Raw genomic sequence first — 19,214 nt, forward strand, 5'->3', positions numbered from 1 at the left:
ATAGGGAAAGGGAGTGAAAATATGACGAAGTTAATGAAATATCCAAGAAGCTTTCATTTGCCATGGAGCAGAGGCTACACACATGATGATAAGGTTGCTAAAAATGTAAATCATTTTGTTGGGAAAGAGGTTGTTGTAACTGAAAAGTTAGACGGGGAAGGTACAACACTATATAAAGACTATATGCATGCTAGAAGCATCCATTCCGCTAATCATCCCTCTAGACATTGGGTAAAAACATTTCATGCGAGTTTTGCTTATCATATACCGAATGATTGGCGATTATGCGGGGAAAATGTGTATGCGAAGCATTCCATTTATTATAAAGCACTAACAAGTTATTTTTATTTATTTAGTATTTGGAATGAAAAAAATATATGTTTAAGTTGGGACGAAACAGTAGCATATGCGGCTGAATTAGGTATTGAAACGGTTCCTGTTTTATATCGGGGTATTTTTGATGAAGAAAAGATAAAACGTACATTTACTGGTAAATCAATATTTGATGGTGAACAAGAGGGATATGTCATTAGAAATATTGACGCATTCCATTATGATGATTTTCGATATAATTTGGGGAAATTTGTGAGACCACAGCATGTTCAAACAAGTGAGCATTGGCTACAAGAAGAAATCATACCTAATGGCTTAAAATAAAATGGAGCTAATGAAATTAAGGTGACGAATTATACAATAAAAAGGACTGAGAAAAATGTAATACTATAATAATCTTTCAAAAATTATAAACTATGAGGAAGTGTGCAAGGATAGCATATCCCTTTTCAAAGAGATTACAGGTTCGATTCCTGTCATCCTCATCATAAATAAAAATGAACTCTCTTCATTAGGACGAGAGTTCATTTTTGTTTATTTAGTGTAATTATCAAAGTAGCCTTGAATGTATATCATAGGTGTTCCTTTATCACCTGAACCAGATGTAAGATCAGATAGGGAACCGATTAGGTCAGTTAAGCGACGAGGTGTTGTTCCTTGTGCAGCCATTTGACCAGTTAAATCCTCATCTTTATTCTGAATATATTCCGAAATAGCAGCTTTTAATTCCTCACCTCGAAGGTCCGCAAAATCATTGTCTGCTAAGTATTTTAATTTTACTTCGTTCGGTGTACCATGTAATCCCGCTGTGAACGCTGGCGAAACAACAGGATCTGCAAGCTCCCAAATTTTGCCTACTGGATCTTTAAATGCGCCATCACCGTAAATCATGACCTCTACAGTTTTGCCAGTAGCTTCTTTAATTTTTGCTTGGATTCCGTCAACAATTGGTTGGCAAGTGTGTGGGAATAATTTCACACTATCCTCAGTTGCTTTATTCGAGCCAAGAAGGCCATACTCCGCATTGAAGCCAGAACCGTTAATAGATTCAGCTAAAATGTTATCAAGGCTGTAAACTTTTTCTGCACCATTCGCTGTTAAAATACGTTTTGTGCGGAAACGTGTATGAATGTCACATGTTAAAATACTCTTTGTATAATTTAAAATTGTTTTTGGATTATTAGAGAAGATGACCTCACAGGAAGCCCCTTCCGCTTCAATTAACTCTTTATAGTATTCAATATAATCTACACCAGTAAATGTATGTTTTTTATAGCCAAAATGCTCGCGGAACTCAACCTCATTTAGTGTATCCGTCCATGGGTTAATACCTTTTACATCAAGCTCATCAATATCTACAAGGTGATTACCAACTTCATCGGATGGGTAGCTAAGCATTAATACAACTTTTTTTACACCTTTTGCGATTCCACGTAAACAGTTTGCAAAGCGGTTGCGACTTAAAATTGGGAAAATAACACCTACCGTATCATCACCGAACTTTGCCGCTACATCTACTGCGATATCGTCAATCGTTGCATAGTTACCTTGTGCACGTGCCACGACAGACTCAGTTACTGTGACAATATCACGATCCTCGATTGCATATCCTTCAATTTTTGCAGCATTTAACACTGTATCTACAACGATTTGTTCAATATTATCGCCCTCGTTAATAATAGGACCACGAAGACCTCTTACAACTGTACCGATTACACGTTCCAATTTAATCTCTCCTCATTCTCTCTAACGTCAAATGAAATAAAATCCATATGATTTTACTATACTCTTCATTAATGATATAAGTAAAATTAATAGTTCATATAATAGCTATAAGGGGTGCTTATATGATAGGGAAATTAGATTTATATCGCGTTTTTAGTGTTGTAGCAAAAAATAATAGCTTTTCGAGGGCTGCTAAGGATTTATACATGACACAGCCAGCTGTTAGTCAGGCTATGATGCAATTGGAGAAAGAGCTCGGTACACGTCTTTTTAATCGGACCCCGAAAGGTGTGACTTTGACCACAGAGGGCAGCCTACTTTTCGAATATACAAATTCAGCTTTAGGACTTCTAGATGCTGGAGAAGAGAAGTTACTGGAATTTAAAAATTTAACGACAGGGCAATTAAAGATTGGGGTAGGAGATACCATTTCTCGCTTCTTTTTAATGCCTTATTTAGAAGCGTTTCATACTATGTATCCGAATATTAAATTACAGATGCTAAATGGTACAACCTCTGAGATTTGTAATTTTATTAAATCAGGTGAGGTAGATATAGGATTTTGTAATTTTCCAATAGAAGATTCTACTTTACAGTTAACAGTATGCACAGATATTCAAGATATCTTTGTCTGCGGGGAGAAGTATAAAACACTATCATCTAAAAGTTTACGCTATGAGGATCTGTTGAAATTCCCACTTATTTTCCTTGAGAAAAAATCAAATTCACGAAAATATGTAGAAGATTATCTCCTTGCAAGAGGGATCTATATTGAACCAGAGTTTGAGCTAGGCTCCCACGATCTAGTGCTAGAGTTTGCCCGTAGTAACCTCGGCATTGCGTGTGTAACAAAGGAGTTTTCAAAGGATTATCTTCAACGAGGTCACCTCTACGAATTAACCTTAAAGGAAAGTATCCCGGCAAGAAGTATTGGTATGTGTTATTTGAAAACAGTACCTCTTTCTAGAGCCGCGACAAAATTTGTCGAAATCATTGAATCAAAAAGTTTGAATACGAGAAGGACAATCAGGAAAGCTTAGCGACTAGAAAAGTTGCTAAGCTTTCTTTTTTAATACATCAATGAGAATGTCGACATTGCGTTTATTTTTCACGGTTGGTGAGCAAAGATAAGAAAATGTCCGCATAAAATGCTGTCCTTCAAGTGGCAAAATGGTCATATCGCCATTTTTTAATTCACGTTCAATCACACAGGCAGACAGCAGGGAAAGTCCAAGTCCTTGGATAACGCTCTCCTTGACCCCTTGATTACTGCTAATAGTCAAAAGGGAATGAATCTGTAGACCATTTGCTCTGAATAAATGATCTAAATAATAGCGTGTTCCAGACCCTTCTTCACGTGCAACCCAACTTTGCTGTTGAAGTTTGTCAGCAGTAATAGGTTGTTCCCTTGTGAGAGGATGATTGCTGGCACTGACAATAAATAGCTCATCCTTCATAAATGGTTTAATCAATAGTTCATTATCATGAGCCTGCCCTTCTATGAGACCAATATCAACTTGCAATAATTTTGTATATTGAATGATTTCTTTTGTATTGCCAATAATAACTTGAAGCTCAAGCTGCGGGAACTGCTGCTGCAAGCCTGCTATGATGGGAGGCAATATATATTCTCCAATCGTAAAACTCGCCCCTATTACTAGTGTACCTTGGACCTCTTGATGGTAGGCTGCTATGTCTTCTCTCGCTGCTTCCGCAATAGCCATGATTTGTTTAGCTCTTTTATAAAGAATTTCACCAGTTGGTGTAATTTGTACAGACTTAGGTGAACGAATAAATAAGGTTGTCTGTAATTCCTGCTCTAGATTTTTAATGTGTAGACTAACACTTGGTTGAGAAATATGAAGTAATTCAGAGGTTTTCGTAAAGTTATTCACCTCAACTAGTGTGACGAAAGTTTTTAAAGCGTCGAATTGCATAGCTCCACCTCTATTATTAGAAATATTAATAATAACGATTATATATATGTATTTTACTAATAGTGTGCTTTTTAATAAAGTAATAATCAACAAGGGAGAAAGAAGTGAACAACATGGTTATAAGACAGAATAAAGAAAAATCCACCCTTACTCCAAATTTCTTGAAGGGAATATTGTTAACGCTCCTTATTGCTTTAGTAGCGAAATATATTGCTACATTCCCTTTCTTCTCTATTTTGGGACAGTTGGTTATTGCCATTAAAGTAGGAATGGCTTGGCGAGCAGCATTTAAAGTACAGGATACCTGGCAAGTGGGGATTGCATTCTCTAGCAAAAAACTCTTAAGGTTGGGAATCATATTATTGGGCATGCGCTTAAATTTAGCGGATATCTATCATGCAGGTGCGAGCGTTTTCTTGATTGCAGTTATTAATTTGTTGTTTGCGTTAATGGTTGTCTACGGATTAACAAAAATGCTCAAAGTTGATCAGAAGCTAGGAATATTAACTGCCTGTGGGACAGCAATTTGTGGAGCAGCTGCTGTAGTGGCAATCGCACCACAAATTAAAGCAAATCAAAAGGAAACGGCAGTAGGGGCAGCAATTGTGGCCCTATTAGGAACTGTATTTACACTTATTTATACAGTACTCTACTCTATTCTTGACTTAACACCGACGGAGTATGGAATTTTCGCAGGTGGTACATTACATGAAATCGCCCACGTTATTGCAGCAGCTTCAGCTGGCGGGAATGAAGCAATTGATATAGCTGTCATTGTGAAATTAACACGTGTTGCACTGCTAGTACCAGTAGCCATTATTATTGGTATTTTCTATCGAAAAATGGATAAAAGCGAAGAGAAAAAGGGATTTACATTGTCTATTATTCCATGGTTTATTTTAGGGTTTTTAGCGATGAGCGCTATCAATTCATTAGGGATAATACCAGCGAATGTGGCGCAAGCATTTGTAAATATTGCTTATATTTTAATTGCTATGGCGATGGCTGGTCTTGGATTAAATGTCGAGATTAAAACATTTAAGGAGCTTGGTGTAAAGGCATTTATCGCTGGTTTAGTTGGTTCTGTCTGTCTATCCATACTGGGCTATATACTAGTCATATTTTTGACTTGATACGGGTCTGGACAGTGTCTAATTAAATAGAAAAAAGACCCTGCATGGTAGATCAGCGTGCAGGGCTTTTTAGATAGAATCAGAAGATAAGTATTTTAGTTGTTGTTTATGAACGTAAAGCTTCAATAGAAGTTGCTAATTCTGCAACTACGATTTTGCTACCGATAATTGGGCTATCAGCTTTATCTCCCTCAGAACCCGAATTTGGACGATGATGGGCTGCAGCAAATGCATCGCTATTACGCCATGCTTGGAAATGCTCCTTAGATTCCCAATACATATTTACACTCATTTCATCATAAGTAGGATCATCGGTTGAAATTAATACCTCTACTTTATGGAAGCCTTCAAATTGTTGAAGTGGTCCCGGCTTTGTGAAGTTTGGTGCCATTCTTGCAGCAAAGCCTGGCTTTACTTGAATACGATTAGTCACAATAATCATGCTATTACCCCCCTTATTTTATTTTTGTAGGTCTATGAATGAATTATCAATGATTATCATTCGCAATCAATGATAATTGGCGTAGGAAGACATTGTCAATAGATGCCCCCTAGATATTCTCTTACGGGGGTTATGAGCAGGGGAAGGCTGACATTTAACTGACATAATCCGATGCTATAATAAAGCCAAAAGCGAGCTAGTAGCGAGGTGAATGACGATGGTAACCATACTAGTAGTAGAGGATGAATATGCAATAAGTCAGGTTTTAAAGGTATATTTACAAAAAGTAGGGTATGAGGTGTCACAATGTTTTAATGGTGGGGAAGCCTTGGATATGTTTCTTAAGACAAAGCCAGAATTAGTGTTGTTAGATATTATGTTACCAGAAAAAAATGGTTGGGCTATTTTACAGGAGATTAGGGAGTTAAGTACGTGTCCTATTATTATGCTGACAGCATTAGGAGAGGTTAATTACCGCTTAGAAGGATTTAATCATGGAGCAGACGATTATATTGCCAAGCCCTTTATAGCGGATGAGGTTGTTGCAAGAGTAAAGGCTGTTTTAAGACGTGCCGAAGGAAGCCTAGATTTATCCACAATAAAACGTTATGGATCGCTCCAAATTGATAGGAAAGCACATAGAGTATTTCTGGGAGGCGAAGAAATTATATTAACGCCAAGAGATTTATCGGTGCTTATGTTTTTAGTTGATCATCCTAATCAAACATTTACCCGTGAGCAGCTAATAGATCAAATTTGGGGTTGGGAGTATGAGGGTAGTGATCGTGCGGTAGATTTAGCAATAAAAAGGCTACGAAGGGCTTTAAAAGATTGGGATGTGAAAGAAGGAGAAATAAAAACGCTACGTGGATTGGGGTATCAGTTAAGTGTTCAAAAAAAATAAGCGTATATCCTTACTTCATTATTGGACAAGCCGTTATTTACTTACACTTTTTATAGGATTGGCTATCATTTTTCTCATCTCGGCAGCGTGGATTCGCCATACAACATTTGAAAATCGATTAGAATTAATGGAATTTTTAGCAGACGAGACGGTCTATCGTTTAACGGATACAACAAACCCAAATAATGGTCCAATAAATGGTATCCCAGGTTTTATTGGGGATCGAGAGCGCTTTAATATGAGAGAAATAGATCCTATTTTATATGTCGTTGATACAGAAGGCAATATTCTTACAAGTAACCGACCCGTACCACCTGGTAGTGCTAAAAATGTAGCGGGCTTGTTGGACGATGAAGAAGGTACGAAGGAAATAACAGGGGGGCTAGAGCCTGAATATGTGGTGAAAAGAAAGATAGAAGGTAATAATCAGTTATTGGGCTGGGTACTTGTGAAGGAGAAGAAGGACAATCTAACAAGAGTTAACCAAGCATATGGTCAGCTTGCTTTATTAATTGGAGCATTAGCCTTATTGGGTTGGATTGCTATTTACTTCTTATCAAAACGTTTAGCTCGTCCAATTAAACAAGTAGCAGAGGCAGCCAAGCATATACAGGAAGGTAATTATACTGTTGATTTGCCTCAAGATAGTAAGGAAAAAGAGGTCTATGAGCTTGTTACATCTTTTGAAAATATGGCAAACAAATTAGAGCAGCTAGAGAAAACTCGAACGGAGTTATTAGCGGGCGTTACCCATGAATTGAAAACACCTGTTACCTCCATAAGTGGCTTACTACAAGCTGTAAAAGATGGTGTTGTAACAGGATTGGATGCCATGGATTTTATTGAAATGGCTATGGTTGAAACAACAAAAATGAAAACAATGGTCGGTGACTTACTTGCCTTTAACCATTTTGCTGTGGACGCAATTCCAGTTAAAATTCAGTCCGTGGATGTTAATCAGCTGTTGCGAGATGCCGTGGCGCAATGGGAAGTTTTACAGGATGAAGACAGTGTAAAAGTAAATTTACATTTGATTGAACAAGCAGTGTATGTACAGGTAGACATTGTCCGTATTCAACAAATCATGACAAACCTATTAACTAATGCTAAGCAGGCAATGGATAAAGGAACGATCACGCTCATACTAAAGGAGCGAGGGGATAAACTATCGATTATTGTGAAGGATACAGGTCACGGAATTCCTCTAGAGGATCAGGCTTTTATTTTTGAGCGTTTTTATAGAGGAGAGAATAAAAAATATACTATTCGTGGTTTGGGTTTAGGGTTACCTCTTAGTAAAATGATGGCACAATCCAGTGGAGGTGACTTGATATTAATTGAAAGTAATGCCTCAGGAACGTCCTTTGAGTTAGTGCTACAAAGAGCTACTTCGCTATAAAAGCGGAGTAGTTTTTTATTGTAAAAATAGTTGAAGAAAGTGTAAAGCTGACATCTGTCTGACACAAATGCTCTTTATAGTAAAAAGTGTAGACGACAAACAGAGAAGACGTAGTTTGGGATCGTCATACCGCCATATTTCAATGGTCAATGAAATTAAGTAGGGAGAGTGAGTGTGAAATGCCTAGAGTAACTTCATTTAATCCAAATGGGCGTAAGGAAATTAAACAAGCCATTTCCTATCCGGATTATACATTGTTAAAAACGAAGCTTCAGCATGTTATGCAGTTAGACAAGCATGCAGGTATGGACGGAAAATATTTAATTCGTAGTACGTATTTCGATAATTTCGCGAATAAAGTGCTGAATGAGAAGAAGGAGGGTTATATCAATCGAGATAAATATCGGGTACGCATATATGGAAGATCTAGTACCGTTATTAATTTGGAAAGAAAGAGTAAACGAAATAATTTAACGTTTAAAACTAAATGTGCAATATCTCAAACAGAATATGAAAAAATACGGGTTGGAGATTTATCATGGATGGAAAAAGACAATCGAGGATTAATTCAAGACTTATATCAAGAGATGTATTATAGCCAATTAAAACCTACAACGGTGGTGGATTATGAACGAGAGGCCTATATCTATCCATACGGTAATGTGCGAGTTACTTTTGATAGTAAGGTGCAATCAAGTCTGCGTAATACAGATATGTTTAATCAAAACTTGCCTATGGTAGATGTACTCGAGTCGAATCTTGTCATTTTAGAGGTAAAATACGATGAATATTTACCGGATATCATTAAGTATTTGCTACAGTCTGTGGATACACATGCTGAGGCCTATTCAAAATATCAACTTAGTCGGATGTATGGCTAATACAAAGGAGAATAAACATGGATACAATTAAATTTAGTGATATATTTAAATCCAACTTTTTAGAAAAAACAACTTCTTTTTCATTAATCGATTCCATTATTGGTTTAGTAGTAGCGTTTTTTATCGGACTTTTCATTTACGCTGTATATAAGAAAACCTTTAATGGTGTCATTTACTCCCATTCGTTTAATATATCATTGTTAATTATGACGATGGCAACAGCACTTGTCATAATGGGAATCAGCTCAAATGTTCTGTTATCACTTGGGATGGTTGGTGCTTTATCCATTGTACGATTCCGTACACCTATTAAGGATCCAATGGATTTAGTTTATATTTTCTGGGCAATTGTTTCAGGTATTTTATGTGGTGCAGGTTTTATCCCATTAGTCATTATAGGTGCTGTATTAATTGGGCTTGTACTACTAGTATTCGTTAACAAAATTACAGTAGAAAACCCTTATTTATTGATTGTTAAGTATGAAGAAGAGCGAGCAAATGCTGAGGTGGAGAGAATTATTGCCACACAAACAAAAAAATTCGCCCTTAAGTCAAAATCAATAATGCAAAATGAAGAAATTGAAACAACATATGAAATTCGTGTCAAACAAAATGATGCTCAATTGATGGATGAACTGACAAAAGTGACTGGTGTAAAATCTGCCATCATGCTTAGCTACGATGGAAATTTCACAGCGTAATGACCTCATTAATACAAAGGATTACAAAGAGAGGTGCAAGCTATGATTAAAACACGAATAGTCTACCTGTTCATGGCAATATTACTCCTTCTCTTTGTCGTTATATATGCTGTTCTTCCAAATGTAGGAATTAAATCGAAAAATTCTGAGTTTTCCTATGAGAATCTAGTATTTAATAACAATAAAGTAACGACAGTTGATATCGAGATAAATGAGGAAGAGTGGGATGACATGCTCGAAAATGCAGCTGCTGAGGAGTTAAAACAGGCGGATATTACAGTAAACGGCAAAAAAATTGAGAATGTTGCTATTCGAACAAAAGGAAATTTATCATTACGATCGGTTGTCAACAGTGACTCTGATCGTTATAGTTTAAAAATTGATTTTGATTATTATGATGATACTCAAAGTTTATATGGACTGAAAAAATTAAATTTAAATAATAATTATAGTGACGCTACACTGATGAGAGAATATATATCTTATGAATTGATGGAGCAAATGGGTATACCAACGCCAGCACATTCTTATATGTATGTTACAGTAAATGGTAAGGATCGAGGTTTGTTTTTAGGAGTAGAAGCAGTGGATGAGACATTCTTAGCTAAAAATTATGGCTCTAATGATGGCTTTTTATTTAAGCCAGATGGGGTAGGCAGTGATCTGAAATATATAAGTGATAATATAGCAGACTATACGGGCATTGGTTTGAAAACTAATGAGGGCAATATAGATCAGTCAAAGTTTGTTGAAATGCTAGATGCTATAAATAATAACGGGGACATAGAAAAATATATTGATGTCGATGAAATGTTACGCTATTTTGCCGTCAATACGGCGCTTGTAAATTTAGATAGTTATCAAGGAAATATGAAACATAACTACTATTTGTACGAACAGAATGGAATTTTTTCTATGATTCCTTGGGATTATAATATGTCCTTTGGTGGCTTTGGTGTTGGAGGAGACAGAGGAAATAGTCAAAATACAGCCGACGATTCTACTATGATGCAAAGACCTTTAGAGCAAAACAATGAATCACTTGATCAGGATTTTAATGGAAATAAGCAACGGCAGGGCGGTGGCTTTAACATGGGAATGGGGATGTCGAGCAACTTATTAACCGAGAGTGCTATAAATTTTAGTGTAACGACCCCCGTTTCTGGCACAACGTTAGAGGAGCGACCACTGTTGAATGCCTTGCTTGCCCAAGAGGAATATCGTAATAAATATGAAAGTTATTTAGAAGAGTTTGCCACAACATATTTAACTGAAGACTATGTGCAATCGATTACTAAAAAGTTAGCAGTTTTATTAACTACTTATGTTGAAGCAGATCCAACTAAATTTTCTACCACAGAGCAGTTTTTAGAAGCGGTTGAAGGTGAAAATAGCTTACCTGAATTTGCTAAACAGCGCTCTCAATCTATTTTAAAGCAACTGTCGGGTGAACTTGTCGTAGAAGCTTCTACAGCCTCTCAGAATAGGGGGATACGCACTCCAAATGAAAATGGTGAAATAAATTCTATGCCAGATGATTTTGATGCGAGTCAGCTCCCAGAGGATTTTGATCCATCACAGGGCCCACCGTTTAACAAGGAGGGCAATGGTCCAAGAGAAGGACAGAATGGGGAACAAATGCAACGCCCGGATGAAAATGGAGATCTGATAGGTATGCCTATGCCGAATGCGGCTATTGAAACATCCTATCGAGCACCTGTTATCGATAAACAAACAGTATTTACAGCAGTTGCTTGCCTAGTGATTCTTCTCCTAGCACTCCTCTTTGTTGTTCGATTCAAGCGTAGGGGTCAGTAAAAAAGTAACCATATCCAAAACTTTTGGGTATGGTTTTTGCTTTTTATCGTGCTAAAATAAAGCATTCTTTTCAGAGGAGTCTTTCATATGAATGAACAGCAGTTTGATAAACTTTTGCATATTAACACGGTTGGAGAACAATATGGTTTTCCTAAGCTTGCACACTACCATCGTTATGAGCCTACACCCTACAAAGGATTGGAACAATTATTTGCAGCATATGAGATGCCTGATCATCCTGTATTTATTGATATGGGGTGTGGAAAAGGGCGTGTTCCTATTTATGTGTACCATAAATTTCATATTCCAACCATTGGGGTAGAAATGGATGCAGGGTTTTATGCAGAAGCTGAAGATAATAAACGTAATTATCTCCAAAAGGTACGAGCACATGCACCTATTACATTTATTCATACGATAGCTGAGGCTTATGAAATAAAGCCACGCGATAATGTATTTTTCTTTTTTAATCCTTTTTCGATTCATATTTTTCGCACAGTCATTCATAATATTTGGAAATCCTATGAGCAGCAAATGCGAGATATTCATATAATTTTATATTATCCACCATATGATTATTTACAGTTTTTACATCAGGGAACGCCATTTGAATTACTTCATGAAGTCAATTTAGAAAATGAAACAAATATTAATGAACGTCTTTGTGTATTCGTATTAAAAAAAGCTTAGAGCCTTGGAGAAACCCGTTCTAAGCTTTTTACTATTTTCAAATATTACACAGTTTTAAGTGACGTGAATGAGAGTTTCATGATTATTCGCGCGATTATTTTCAGGGAAATAATCGTAGTAGTAATAGGAGACATTATAATTAGCTAAACTTTATTGTGAAAAAGTGATTCTATCTAAGAGTTTAGCACTAGATTAAAAACCTAATTAAAAGATAATTCACAAATAACTAATTATACTGAAAAATCACTCTAGACTAAATATAAAGAATGTTTTACAATGTAAAAGGCTTATATGAATAATATTTTTCATTTGTTTAAGGTAGTTATAAATAATTATTTTTGCTATTGAGCAAATGAATGTAATTGTTTATAATTATCTGAAATATCTAATATTTGAGAAACTTTCAGGGGGAATTTAATTATGAAAGAGAGCAAAAAGCTTAAGAAGTTCGGTTCACTTTTAGTAGCATCTTCATTACTTGCTGGTGTTCTTGCGGGTTGCGGTAACGGAGACGATTCAAGTTCTGGTGGAGGTTCTTCATCAGGTGGAGGTTCATCTGACGGCGATACAATTAAAATCGGAGCAAACTTAGAACTTTCAGGGAATGTAGCATCTTATGGTTCTTCAATTGGTCTAGGCGCAGAACTTGCTGTAAAAGAAATTAATGATGCTGGCGGTATTGATGGTAAGAAAATTGAACTGATTAAAGTAGATAATAAATCTGAAAACTCTGAGGCAACTGCGGCCGCTATTAAACTAGCAACACAAGATAAAGTAGTAGCAATGCTTGCACCTGCAACATCGGGGAATACAGTAGCAACGGTTCAAATTGCTAATGATAATAAAATTCCGATTGTTACTGGTTCAGGTACGGCTCCAAATATTACAGTGAACGAAGATGGTAGTGTTAATGAATATGCATTCCGTACTTGCTTTATTGACCCATTCCAAGGGATTGTGGCAGCTAACTTCGCTTCTGGTGAGCTAGATGCGAAAAACGTAGCTATCTTCGCAGATAACGCATCAGATTATGCAAAAGGTTTAGCAAAATCCTTTAAAGAAACGATTACTAAGAGTGGCGGAAAAGTTGTAAAAGAAGAAGCATATGTAGCGAAGGATACAGACTTCCGTACACAATTAACAAATATTAAAGCTGCAAATCCAGACTTTATCTTCATCCCTGGATATTATGAAGAAGTTGGATTAATCGTAAAACAAGCACGTGAGATGGGTATTGATGTACCTCTAATGGGTGCTGATGGTTGGGATTCTCCAACTTTAATAGAACTAGCTGGCGCTGATGCATTGAATAACACATACATCACAAACCACTATTCTGCTGAAGACCCAGATCAAAAAATTCAAGATTTCGTAAAGGCATTTAAAGCTGCAAATGGAGACAAAGCGCCTGACGCATTCAACGCACTTGGATATGACTCAATTTACTACATTGCGGATGCGATTAAACGTGCAGGTTCTACGGATGGGGAAGCAATTAAAAATGAATTAGCTGCAACAAAAGATCTTTCTTTAGTAACAGGTACATTCTCAGTTGACGAAAATCATAACCCAATTAAAACAGCAACAGTTCTTGAATTTAAAGACGGTAAACAAGTGTTCAACTCTAAAGTTAATCCTTAATGTTTTGTAAGCAAGGGGAGGCGGGTAAACACGCCTTCCCTTTTTTATGTTTTAGATAACTAGAATGGTAGAGTAAATCATAACTTTTTAGTAAAGATGTATGTACTGATTTTTCAATTTTCAGACAATTTAAAGGAGTGAATACGCATGGAATGGATACAGCAGCTTGTGAATGGTATTTCACTTGGAAGTATCTACGCGTTAATAGCGTTAGGGTATACGATGGTATACGGGATTATTAAGCTGATTAACTTTGCTCATGGTGATGTCTTCATGATCGGGTCATTTATTGGCTTTTACGCAATTGCTAAATGGGAGCTTGGCTTCTTCCCGGCATTATTATTGGCCATGGCCATTTGTGCAATTTTTGGTGTTTTAATTGAACGTATTGCCTATAAACGTCTACGAAATGCAACACGTATCGCAGCGCTAATTACAGCGATTGGTGTGTCGTTGTTAATTGAGTATACAACGATTTTCTTCAGAGGTGCTCAACCGGCAGCCTATCCTGAAGTTTTTAAGAATAAATCATTTGATATTTTCGGGGTACAAATTAGCAGTACATCCATCTTAATTTTATCAGTCGCAATTGTACTGATGATTCTTTTACAATTCATCGTACATAAAACAAAAATTGGGAAAGCCATGCGTGCCGTTTCCCATGATGCGGATGCAGCTCGTTTAATGGGCATTAACGTTGATAATACAATCTCTGCAACATTTGCTATTGGTTCTGCTTTAGCTGGTGCAGCAGGTGTTATCTTCGGTGTTTATTATACAAAAATTGACCCGTTAATGGGGGTAATACCAGGAGTTAAGGCATTTATCGCAGCTGTTCTTGGTGGAATTGGTATCATTCCTGGAGCTATGGTCGGTGGTATGTTACTAGGTGTTGTAGAGTCATTAGTAAGTGCTTTAGGCTTCTCGTTATGGCGTGATGCTGCAGCATTCGTTATTTTAATTTTAATCTTAATCTTCAGACCATCGGGTATCTTTGGTAAAAACGCCCGTGAGAAAGTGTAGGTGAGCGGTTTTATGAAAAAGTCTAAAGTTTTCTGGGGCTATGCCGTAATAGCGCTAGTCATCTATGCCGTTGTACAATTGTTAATTACGACTGAAGTAATTGATATGTACTATAAAAATATGTTGATTACTATGTGTATTAACATCATGTTGGCTGTCAGCTTGCATATTGTTATTGGGGTTACTGGACAATTCTCGATTGGGCATGCTGGGTTCCTTGCTGTGGGAGCATATGTATCTGCTATCATAACAACAAAGTTAATGTTGCCATTCCCACTGGCTATCTTATTAGGGGCAGTTGCAGCAGCCATTGCAGGTCTTATTGTAGGTATTCCAACTCTTCGCTTAAAAGGTGATTATTTAGCGATTGCCACACTAGGTTTTGCAGAGATTATTCGTATTATCTTCTTAAATACGGATTATGTTGGTGGTGCAGCAGGGATGCAGGTTAAATATTTATCTAACTGGACGTATGCATTCTTTGGTGTAGTGTTAACCATCCTAGTTATCTCAAACTTTACAAATTCTCGACATGGTCGTGCATGTATTTCCATTCGTGAAGACGAGATTGCAGCAGATGCTATGGGTATTAATACAACTTATTATAAGGTTGTTGCATTTGCGATTGGCTCTTTCTTTGCCGGTCTAGCTGGAGCTATCTTCGCCCATAACTTTTATATTATTCAGCCGACGACTTTCGGCTTCTTAAAGTCTTTTGATATTTTAATTTATGTTGTACTGGGTGGGTTAGGTAGTCTTTCAGGATCAGTGATTGCTGCGATTTTCCTAACAGTAGTATCTACGTATCTAGCAAACTTCCCAGAGACTCGTATGATCATTTATAGTTTAGTTTTAATTATCGTAATGCTTTATCGTCCAACAGGCTTAATGGGAACAAAAGAAATTACTGATTTATTTAAGTTTGGTAAAAAAGGAGGTACGAAATAATGACTGGAAACCTTCTTATCAATGTTGAAAACATGGGTATTCAATTCGGTGGTTTAAAGGCGGTACAGGGAGTTAACATGTACCTTAATCAAGGCGAATTGGTAGGGCTTATTGGACCTAACGGTGCAGGGAAAACAACTAGCTTTAATATGTTGACGGGAGTCTATACACCGACAGAAGGCACTATTACTTTTGATGGTAAGAAATTAAATGGACTTGCACCATTCCAAGTTACACAAAAGGGGATTAGTCGTACATTCCAAAATATTCGTCTCTTTAAAGAGCTATCTGTTTTAGACAATGTTAAGGTAGCCAACCATTCGCTTGCTAAGCATTCAATGTGGTCTTCAATTTTTCGTTTGCCCAACCACTTCAAAGGTGAGGCAGAAATGGAGCTTCAATCCATAGAGTTCTTAAAAATCTTTGGCTTAGACGTCTATAAAGATGAACTAGCAAAAAATTTACCATACGGGATGCAGCGTCGTTTAGAAATTGCTCGTGCATTGGCAGCAAAGCCAAAGCTCCTTTTATTAGATGAGCCAGCAGCAGGTATGAACCCACAGGAAACACATGATTTAATGGAGTTAATTGCTTTTATTCGTAAAGAGTTTGGCTTAACAATTTTGCTTATTGAGCATGATATGAGCCTAGTTATGGGTATTTGTGAACGCATATATGTACTCGATCATGGACAATTAATCGCTGATGGGACACCAGAAGAAATTCGCAACAATCCAAAGGTAATTGAAGCGTACCTTGGCGAGGAGGTTATCGGCTAATGCTAAAAGTACAAAATATAGATGTTTTTTATGGCAACATTCAAGCATTAAAGGGCCTCTCTTTAGAAGTAAACGAGGGTGAAATTGTAACGTTAATCGGTGCAAATGGTGCTGGAAAAAGTACGTTGTTAAAGACATTGTCAGGTTTATTGAAGCCCAAAGGTGGCATTATTGAATATGAAGGCTTTTCTATTGCCGGGAAAGCTGCTCAAACCATTGTGAAGTCGGGGATTTCTCACGTTCCTGAAGGTCGTCGTGTTTTTGCCAATATGTCAGTGGAGGAAAATTTAGAGCTTGGAGCATATCTAAGAAATGATAAAGCAGGTATTAAAAAAGATATGGATCATGTTTTCGAGTTATTTCCACGGCTATTAGAGCGCCGCAAGCAGCAATCAGGTACATTGTCGGGTGGGGAACAGCAAATGCTCGCAATGGGGCGTGCTTTAATGGCGAAGCCAAAGCTACTATTAATGGATGAACCTTCCATGGGACTTGCACCATTGATGGTTAAAAACATCTTTAATATTATTGAGCAAGTCAATAAAGAGGGTACAACTGTACTCCTTGTAGAGCAAAATGCGAATATGGCCTTATCTGTCGCTAACCGTGCCTATGTACTTGAAACGGGACGTATTGTTTTATCTGGTTCGGCAAAAGAGCTTCAGGAGAGCGAGCAAGTAAAAGCGGCTTATTTAGGTGGCCTATAAAATTAGAAGGGTGTCTCAGAAATGAGATGCCCTTTTGGTTTTCCTTGTTATTAAATAATCAAAAGTAGCATGTTTACTTTATTTTTTGGTAAGGTGGAAAAAAGGAGAGATGCTTTTTGAAGTATTCAGCACAATATTTTATTAAACAATTAAATTTAGCCGAACATTCAGAAGGAGGTTATTATGTATCATCATTTCGTGCTTCAGATAATATAGCAGTGAGAGATGTTCAGAGACCAATTTATACTAGTATTTATTTCTTATTACGATCGCAAGATATATCACACTTACATCGATTGCAATCAGACGAACTATGGTATTATCACGCAGGAGGCCCACTAACAGTACATATGATCTTTCCAGATGGTACATATGAGGCGAAGAAGCTAGGCTTGAACGTAGGAGCTGGAGAAGTACCACAAATTGCAGTGCCGAAAAATACAATTTTTGGCTCATCAGTTGAGGAATCTGATACGTTTAGTTTAGTTGGATGTATGGTAGCACCTGGTTTTGATTTTGAGGATTTTGAATTATTTACACAAGAGGAGCTTTTAGCGGATTATCCTCAGCATGAGGAAGTTATTCGTAAAATGGCATACAAAAAAATCATGTAGAAAAATAGCCGTCTCATTGCTTATGAGACGGCATCTTTTTTTACCATAATATCTCTTCAGGATAATTGAGCTGAATTTGAATATCATGTAACGCTTTTTTAGTCGCAATCGCTGCTTCCATTAGATGGGCTTTTAAAGCAACATATTCATGGTCCTCTACCAGCAAGCGTACAGCAAATGCAGCTAAATGTGCTTTACGTTCCTCTTTACTTAATTGGATATATTCTAGATTCAGAACATCCACATACTGTGTAGCAAAGCGGAAGGTTAACGGATTTTTAGTATGAAGCATTCTTAAAAAAACCATATAATCTTCCTCATTAACTTCTTGTTCTAAACAATTAGGAATAGCTGCTTGAAACTTGCGGATAATAGCCATCTCATTATTCCACATAGCCGCTTTGTTTAATTTTTGGTGTAAATCAATAAAATCATTTAATGCAATGGCACAAAAGATTATTTCTGGCCAAAGAATTTCTGTGGCAAAATAAACATTTTTATTTGGGAAGATCAGTTCATGTTGGGTAAGGACATTCTTATTAAGTCCATTACCGACAAACTCGAGGTGATGTTCACCGAGCATAGCATGTCTTAGTTTGTAGCAAACGCTTAAAATACGTAGTCGAGGACCCTGATAATCATAGTATTTGTTTTCGTCCCCAGTTACCTTATAAATAGCGTTGATTAATTCGTCTAAATCCCAATAATCGGCACTAATTCGTACCCCTGTGAGTTGCTCTGTACTTTGAATAGCTAACATAGTCCCCGTCCTCCCTTAAATATTTTATTTTGGTGTGTAGTTGAGTAGTCTGAAAAGCTCTGCTCGTTCCTTATCTGTCAAATCACGCCATTGACCGACTTTTAAATTGCCAAGCTTGATATTCATAATACGAATACGCTGTAGACGTTTAACAGAATAACCGAGTGCAGAACACATTCGGCGAATTTGACGATTTAAGCCTTGCTCTAAAATAATTTTAAAAACTTTGTCCGAAATCTTTTCAACTTGGCAAGGTAATGTAGTGGTATCTAAAATATCGACACCCGCTCCCATTTTTTTGATAAATTGCGCTGTTATAGGCTTATCCACCTGAACAATATACTCTTTTTCATGATGGTTTTCAGCACGTAGAATTTTATTAACGATATCCCCATCATTGGTTAATAACAATAATCCCTCTGATTCCTTATCCAAACGTCCAATATGGAATATACGCAAAGGATGGTTGACAAAGTCAACGACATTGCCTTTTATATGGCGCTCTGTTGTACTTGTAATGCCGACAGGTTTATTGAGAGCAATATAGACAAGCTGTTGTTCCTTCTTTACCTCTTTTCCATCAACACAAACTATATCCCCATCCTCAACTTGACTACCAACTGTTGCGAGTTCTCCATTAATCGTTACTTTTCCATCAGCTATCCATTTATCAGCACCACGACGTGATATGATTCCTGTTTCACTTAAATATTTATTAATACGCATAATGTTCTCCTAAATTTTATATTATTGTTAAGTATACATTAACGCCATGGATA

20 protein-coding genes are annotated in these 19,214 nt (G+C 36.9%); 15 read left to right on the top strand and 5 right to left on the bottom strand.

Going from position 1 to position 19,214, the window contains the following annotated elements:
- Positions 1-21 precede the first annotated feature (21 nt).
- Positions 22-657 (top strand): RNA ligase family protein, encoded by a 636-nt coding sequence (locus tag ABC382_RS15715; protein WP_274795010.1) that lies wholly within the window; start codon positions 22-24, stop codon positions 655-657.
- 210 nt (positions 658-867) lie between these two features.
- Here the strand turns inward: ABC382_RS15715 and ABC382_RS15720 are convergent, their stop codons facing one another.
- On the bottom strand, positions 868-2,058 hold the full coding sequence (locus ABC382_RS15720; protein ID WP_274795009.1) for a coenzyme F420-0:L-glutamate ligase: 1,191 nt from the start codon (positions 2,056-2,058) through the stop codon (positions 868-870).
- Between the two features lie 122 nt (positions 2,059-2,180).
- On the opposite strand from ABC382_RS15720, the gene ABC382_RS15725 reads away from it, so the two are divergent.
- Positions 2,181-3,098 carry a LysR family transcriptional regulator gene (locus tag ABC382_RS15725; protein ID WP_274795008.1) on the top strand — a complete coding sequence of 306 codons (918 nt, stop codon included), beginning with the start codon at positions 2,181-2,183 and terminating at the stop codon, positions 3,096-3,098.
- A gap of 15 nt (positions 3,099-3,113) precedes the next feature.
- On the opposite strand, the gene ABC382_RS15730 is transcribed toward ABC382_RS15725, so the two are convergent.
- On the bottom strand, positions 3,114-3,995 hold the full coding sequence (locus tag ABC382_RS15730; protein WP_274795007.1) for a LysR family transcriptional regulator: 882 nt from the start codon (positions 3,993-3,995) through the stop codon (positions 3,114-3,116).
- A gap of 113 nt (positions 3,996-4,108) precedes the next feature.
- Between ABC382_RS15730 and ABC382_RS15735 the strand changes: the two genes are divergently transcribed.
- Entirely contained in the window at positions 4,109-5,128 is a 1,020-nt protein-coding gene (locus ABC382_RS15735) for a YeiH family protein (RefSeq protein ID WP_412926958.1), read from the top strand.
- A 106-nt stretch (positions 5,129-5,234) separates the two neighbouring features.
- Here ABC382_RS15735 and ABC382_RS15740 read toward each other — a convergent pair whose 3' ends face one another.
- Positions 5,235-5,570: a heme oxygenase gene (locus ABC382_RS15740; protein WP_274795005.1), complete on the bottom strand. Its 336-nt coding sequence runs from the start codon at positions 5,568-5,570 to the stop codon at positions 5,235-5,237.
- Between the two features lie 217 nt (positions 5,571-5,787).
- Between ABC382_RS15740 and ABC382_RS15745 the strand changes: the two genes are divergently transcribed.
- The 12 genes from ABC382_RS15745 to ABC382_RS15800 all read left to right on the top strand — a co-directional run bounded on the left by ABC382_RS15745 (position 5,788) and on the right by ABC382_RS15800 (position 17,675).
- Positions 5,788-6,474, top strand: a complete 687-nt coding sequence (locus ABC382_RS15745; RefSeq protein ID WP_322611869.1) for a response regulator transcription factor — start codon at positions 5,788-5,790, stop codon at positions 6,472-6,474.
- Complete coding sequence (locus tag ABC382_RS15750) at positions 6,458-7,873, top strand: sensor histidine kinase (protein ID WP_322611868.1); 1,416 nt, start codon at positions 6,458-6,460, stop codon at positions 7,871-7,873. Before ABC382_RS15745 ends, ABC382_RS15750 begins: the two co-directional genes overlap by 17 nt.
- 179 nt (positions 7,874-8,052) lie before the next feature.
- On the top strand, positions 8,053-8,754 hold the full coding sequence (locus tag ABC382_RS15755) for a polyphosphate polymerase domain-containing protein (RefSeq protein ID WP_312506391.1): 702 nt from the start codon (positions 8,053-8,055) through the stop codon (positions 8,752-8,754).
- 17 nt (positions 8,755-8,771) lie between these two features.
- Entirely contained in the window at positions 8,772-9,455 is a 684-nt protein-coding gene (locus ABC382_RS15760) for a DUF4956 domain-containing protein (protein ID WP_274795000.1), read from the top strand.
- Positions 9,456-9,497: 42 nt separating this feature from the next.
- Positions 9,498-11,273, top strand: coding sequence for a CotH kinase family protein (locus ABC382_RS15765; protein WP_322611867.1), 1,776 nt, complete (start codon positions 9,498-9,500; stop codon positions 11,271-11,273).
- A gap of 87 nt (positions 11,274-11,360) precedes the next feature.
- Positions 11,361-11,963: a class I SAM-dependent methyltransferase gene (locus ABC382_RS15770; RefSeq protein WP_274794998.1), complete on the top strand. Its 603-nt coding sequence runs from the start codon at positions 11,361-11,363 to the stop codon at positions 11,961-11,963.
- Positions 11,964-12,383: 420 nt separating this feature from the next.
- Complete coding sequence (locus ABC382_RS15775; RefSeq protein WP_312506394.1) at positions 12,384-13,604, top strand: ABC transporter substrate-binding protein; 1,221 nt, start codon at positions 12,384-12,386, stop codon at positions 13,602-13,604.
- A gap of 147 nt (positions 13,605-13,751) precedes the next feature.
- A complete protein-coding gene (locus ABC382_RS15780; protein WP_274794996.1) occupies positions 13,752-14,627 on the top strand; it encodes a branched-chain amino acid ABC transporter permease in 876 nt (291 codons plus the stop codon).
- A 12-nt stretch (positions 14,628-14,639) separates the two neighbouring features.
- Positions 14,640-15,575 carry a branched-chain amino acid ABC transporter permease gene (locus ABC382_RS15785; RefSeq protein ID WP_274794995.1) on the top strand — a complete coding sequence of 312 codons (936 nt, stop codon included), beginning with the start codon at positions 14,640-14,642 and terminating at the stop codon, positions 15,573-15,575.
- Complete coding sequence (locus tag ABC382_RS15790) at positions 15,575-16,354, top strand: ABC transporter ATP-binding protein (protein ID WP_274794994.1); 780 nt, start codon at positions 15,575-15,577, stop codon at positions 16,352-16,354. The genes ABC382_RS15785 and ABC382_RS15790 overlap by 1 nt, the downstream gene beginning before the upstream one ends.
- Positions 16,354-17,061 (top strand): ABC transporter ATP-binding protein, encoded by a 708-nt coding sequence (locus ABC382_RS15795; RefSeq protein ID WP_048395515.1) that lies wholly within the window; start codon positions 16,354-16,356, stop codon positions 17,059-17,061. Before ABC382_RS15790 ends, ABC382_RS15795 begins: the two co-directional genes overlap by 1 nt.
- A gap of 116 nt (positions 17,062-17,177) precedes the next feature.
- Positions 17,178-17,675, top strand: a complete 498-nt coding sequence (locus tag ABC382_RS15800) for a cupin domain-containing protein (RefSeq protein ID WP_322611866.1) — start codon at positions 17,178-17,180, stop codon at positions 17,673-17,675.
- Between the two features lie 40 nt (positions 17,676-17,715).
- Here ABC382_RS15800 and ABC382_RS15805 read toward each other — a convergent pair whose 3' ends face one another.
- On the bottom strand, positions 17,716-18,435 hold the full coding sequence (locus tag ABC382_RS15805; protein WP_412926959.1) for a DUF6904 family protein: 720 nt from the start codon (positions 18,433-18,435) through the stop codon (positions 17,716-17,718).
- A gap of 24 nt (positions 18,436-18,459) precedes the next feature.
- Positions 18,460-19,161: a 23S rRNA pseudouridine(2604) synthase RluF gene (gene rluF, locus ABC382_RS15810; RefSeq protein ID WP_322611864.1), complete on the bottom strand. Its 702-nt coding sequence runs from the start codon at positions 19,159-19,161 to the stop codon at positions 18,460-18,462.
- Positions 19,162-19,214: the final 53 nt, after the last annotated feature.

It is taken from the genome of Lysinibacillus phoenicis (genome assembly GCF_047238325.1).
In the GTDB taxonomy this organism is placed as follows: domain Bacteria; phylum Bacillota; class Bacilli; order Bacillales_A; family Planococcaceae; genus Lysinibacillus; species Lysinibacillus irui.

Bases quoted from the DNA above. Each gene is read 5' to 3' on its own strand.
- ABC382_RS15805 (WP_412926959.1), bottom strand. From the start codon at position 18,435: ATGTTAGCTATTCAAAGTACAGAGCAACTCACAGGGGTACGAATTAGT.
- ABC382_RS15775 (WP_312506394.1), top strand. From the start codon at position 12,384: ATGAAAGAGAGCAAAAAGCTTAAGAAGTTCGGTTCACTTTTAGTAGCA.
- ABC382_RS15780 (WP_274794996.1), top strand. From the start codon at position 13,752: ATGGAATGGATACAGCAGCTTGTGAATGGTATTTCACTTGGAAGTATC.
- ABC382_RS15725 (WP_274795008.1), top strand. From the start codon at position 2,181: ATGATAGGGAAATTAGATTTATATCGCGTTTTTAGTGTTGTAGCAAAA.
- ABC382_RS15735 (WP_412926958.1), top strand. From the start codon at position 4,109: ATGGTTATAAGACAGAATAAAGAAAAATCCACCCTTACTCCAAATTTC.
- ABC382_RS15770 (WP_274794998.1), top strand. From the start codon at position 11,361: ATGAATGAACAGCAGTTTGATAAACTTTTGCATATTAACACGGTTGGA.
- ABC382_RS15715 (WP_274795010.1), top strand. From the start codon at position 22: ATGACGAAGTTAATGAAATATCCAAGAAGCTTTCATTTGCCATGGAGC.
- rluF (WP_322611864.1), bottom strand. From the start codon at position 19,161: ATGCGTATTAATAAATATTTAAGTGAAACAGGAATCATATCACGTCGT.
- ABC382_RS15785 (WP_274794995.1), top strand. From the start codon at position 14,640: ATGAAAAAGTCTAAAGTTTTCTGGGGCTATGCCGTAATAGCGCTAGTC.
- ABC382_RS15730 (WP_274795007.1), bottom strand. From the start codon at position 3,995: ATGCAATTCGACGCTTTAAAAACTTTCGTCACACTAGTTGAGGTGAAT.
- ABC382_RS15790 (WP_274794994.1), top strand. From the start codon at position 15,575: ATGACTGGAAACCTTCTTATCAATGTTGAAAACATGGGTATTCAATTC.
- ABC382_RS15755 (WP_312506391.1), top strand. From the start codon at position 8,053: ATGCCTAGAGTAACTTCATTTAATCCAAATGGGCGTAAGGAAATTAAA.
- ABC382_RS15760 (WP_274795000.1), top strand. From the start codon at position 8,772: ATGGATACAATTAAATTTAGTGATATATTTAAATCCAACTTTTTAGAA.
- ABC382_RS15740 (WP_274795005.1), bottom strand. From the start codon at position 5,570: ATGATTATTGTGACTAATCGTATTCAAGTAAAGCCAGGCTTTGCTGCA.
- ABC382_RS15765 (WP_322611867.1), top strand. From the start codon at position 9,498: ATGATTAAAACACGAATAGTCTACCTGTTCATGGCAATATTACTCCTT.
- ABC382_RS15795 (WP_048395515.1), top strand. From the start codon at position 16,354: ATGCTAAAAGTACAAAATATAGATGTTTTTTATGGCAACATTCAAGCA.
- ABC382_RS15745 (WP_322611869.1), top strand. From the start codon at position 5,788: ATGGTAACCATACTAGTAGTAGAGGATGAATATGCAATAAGTCAGGTT.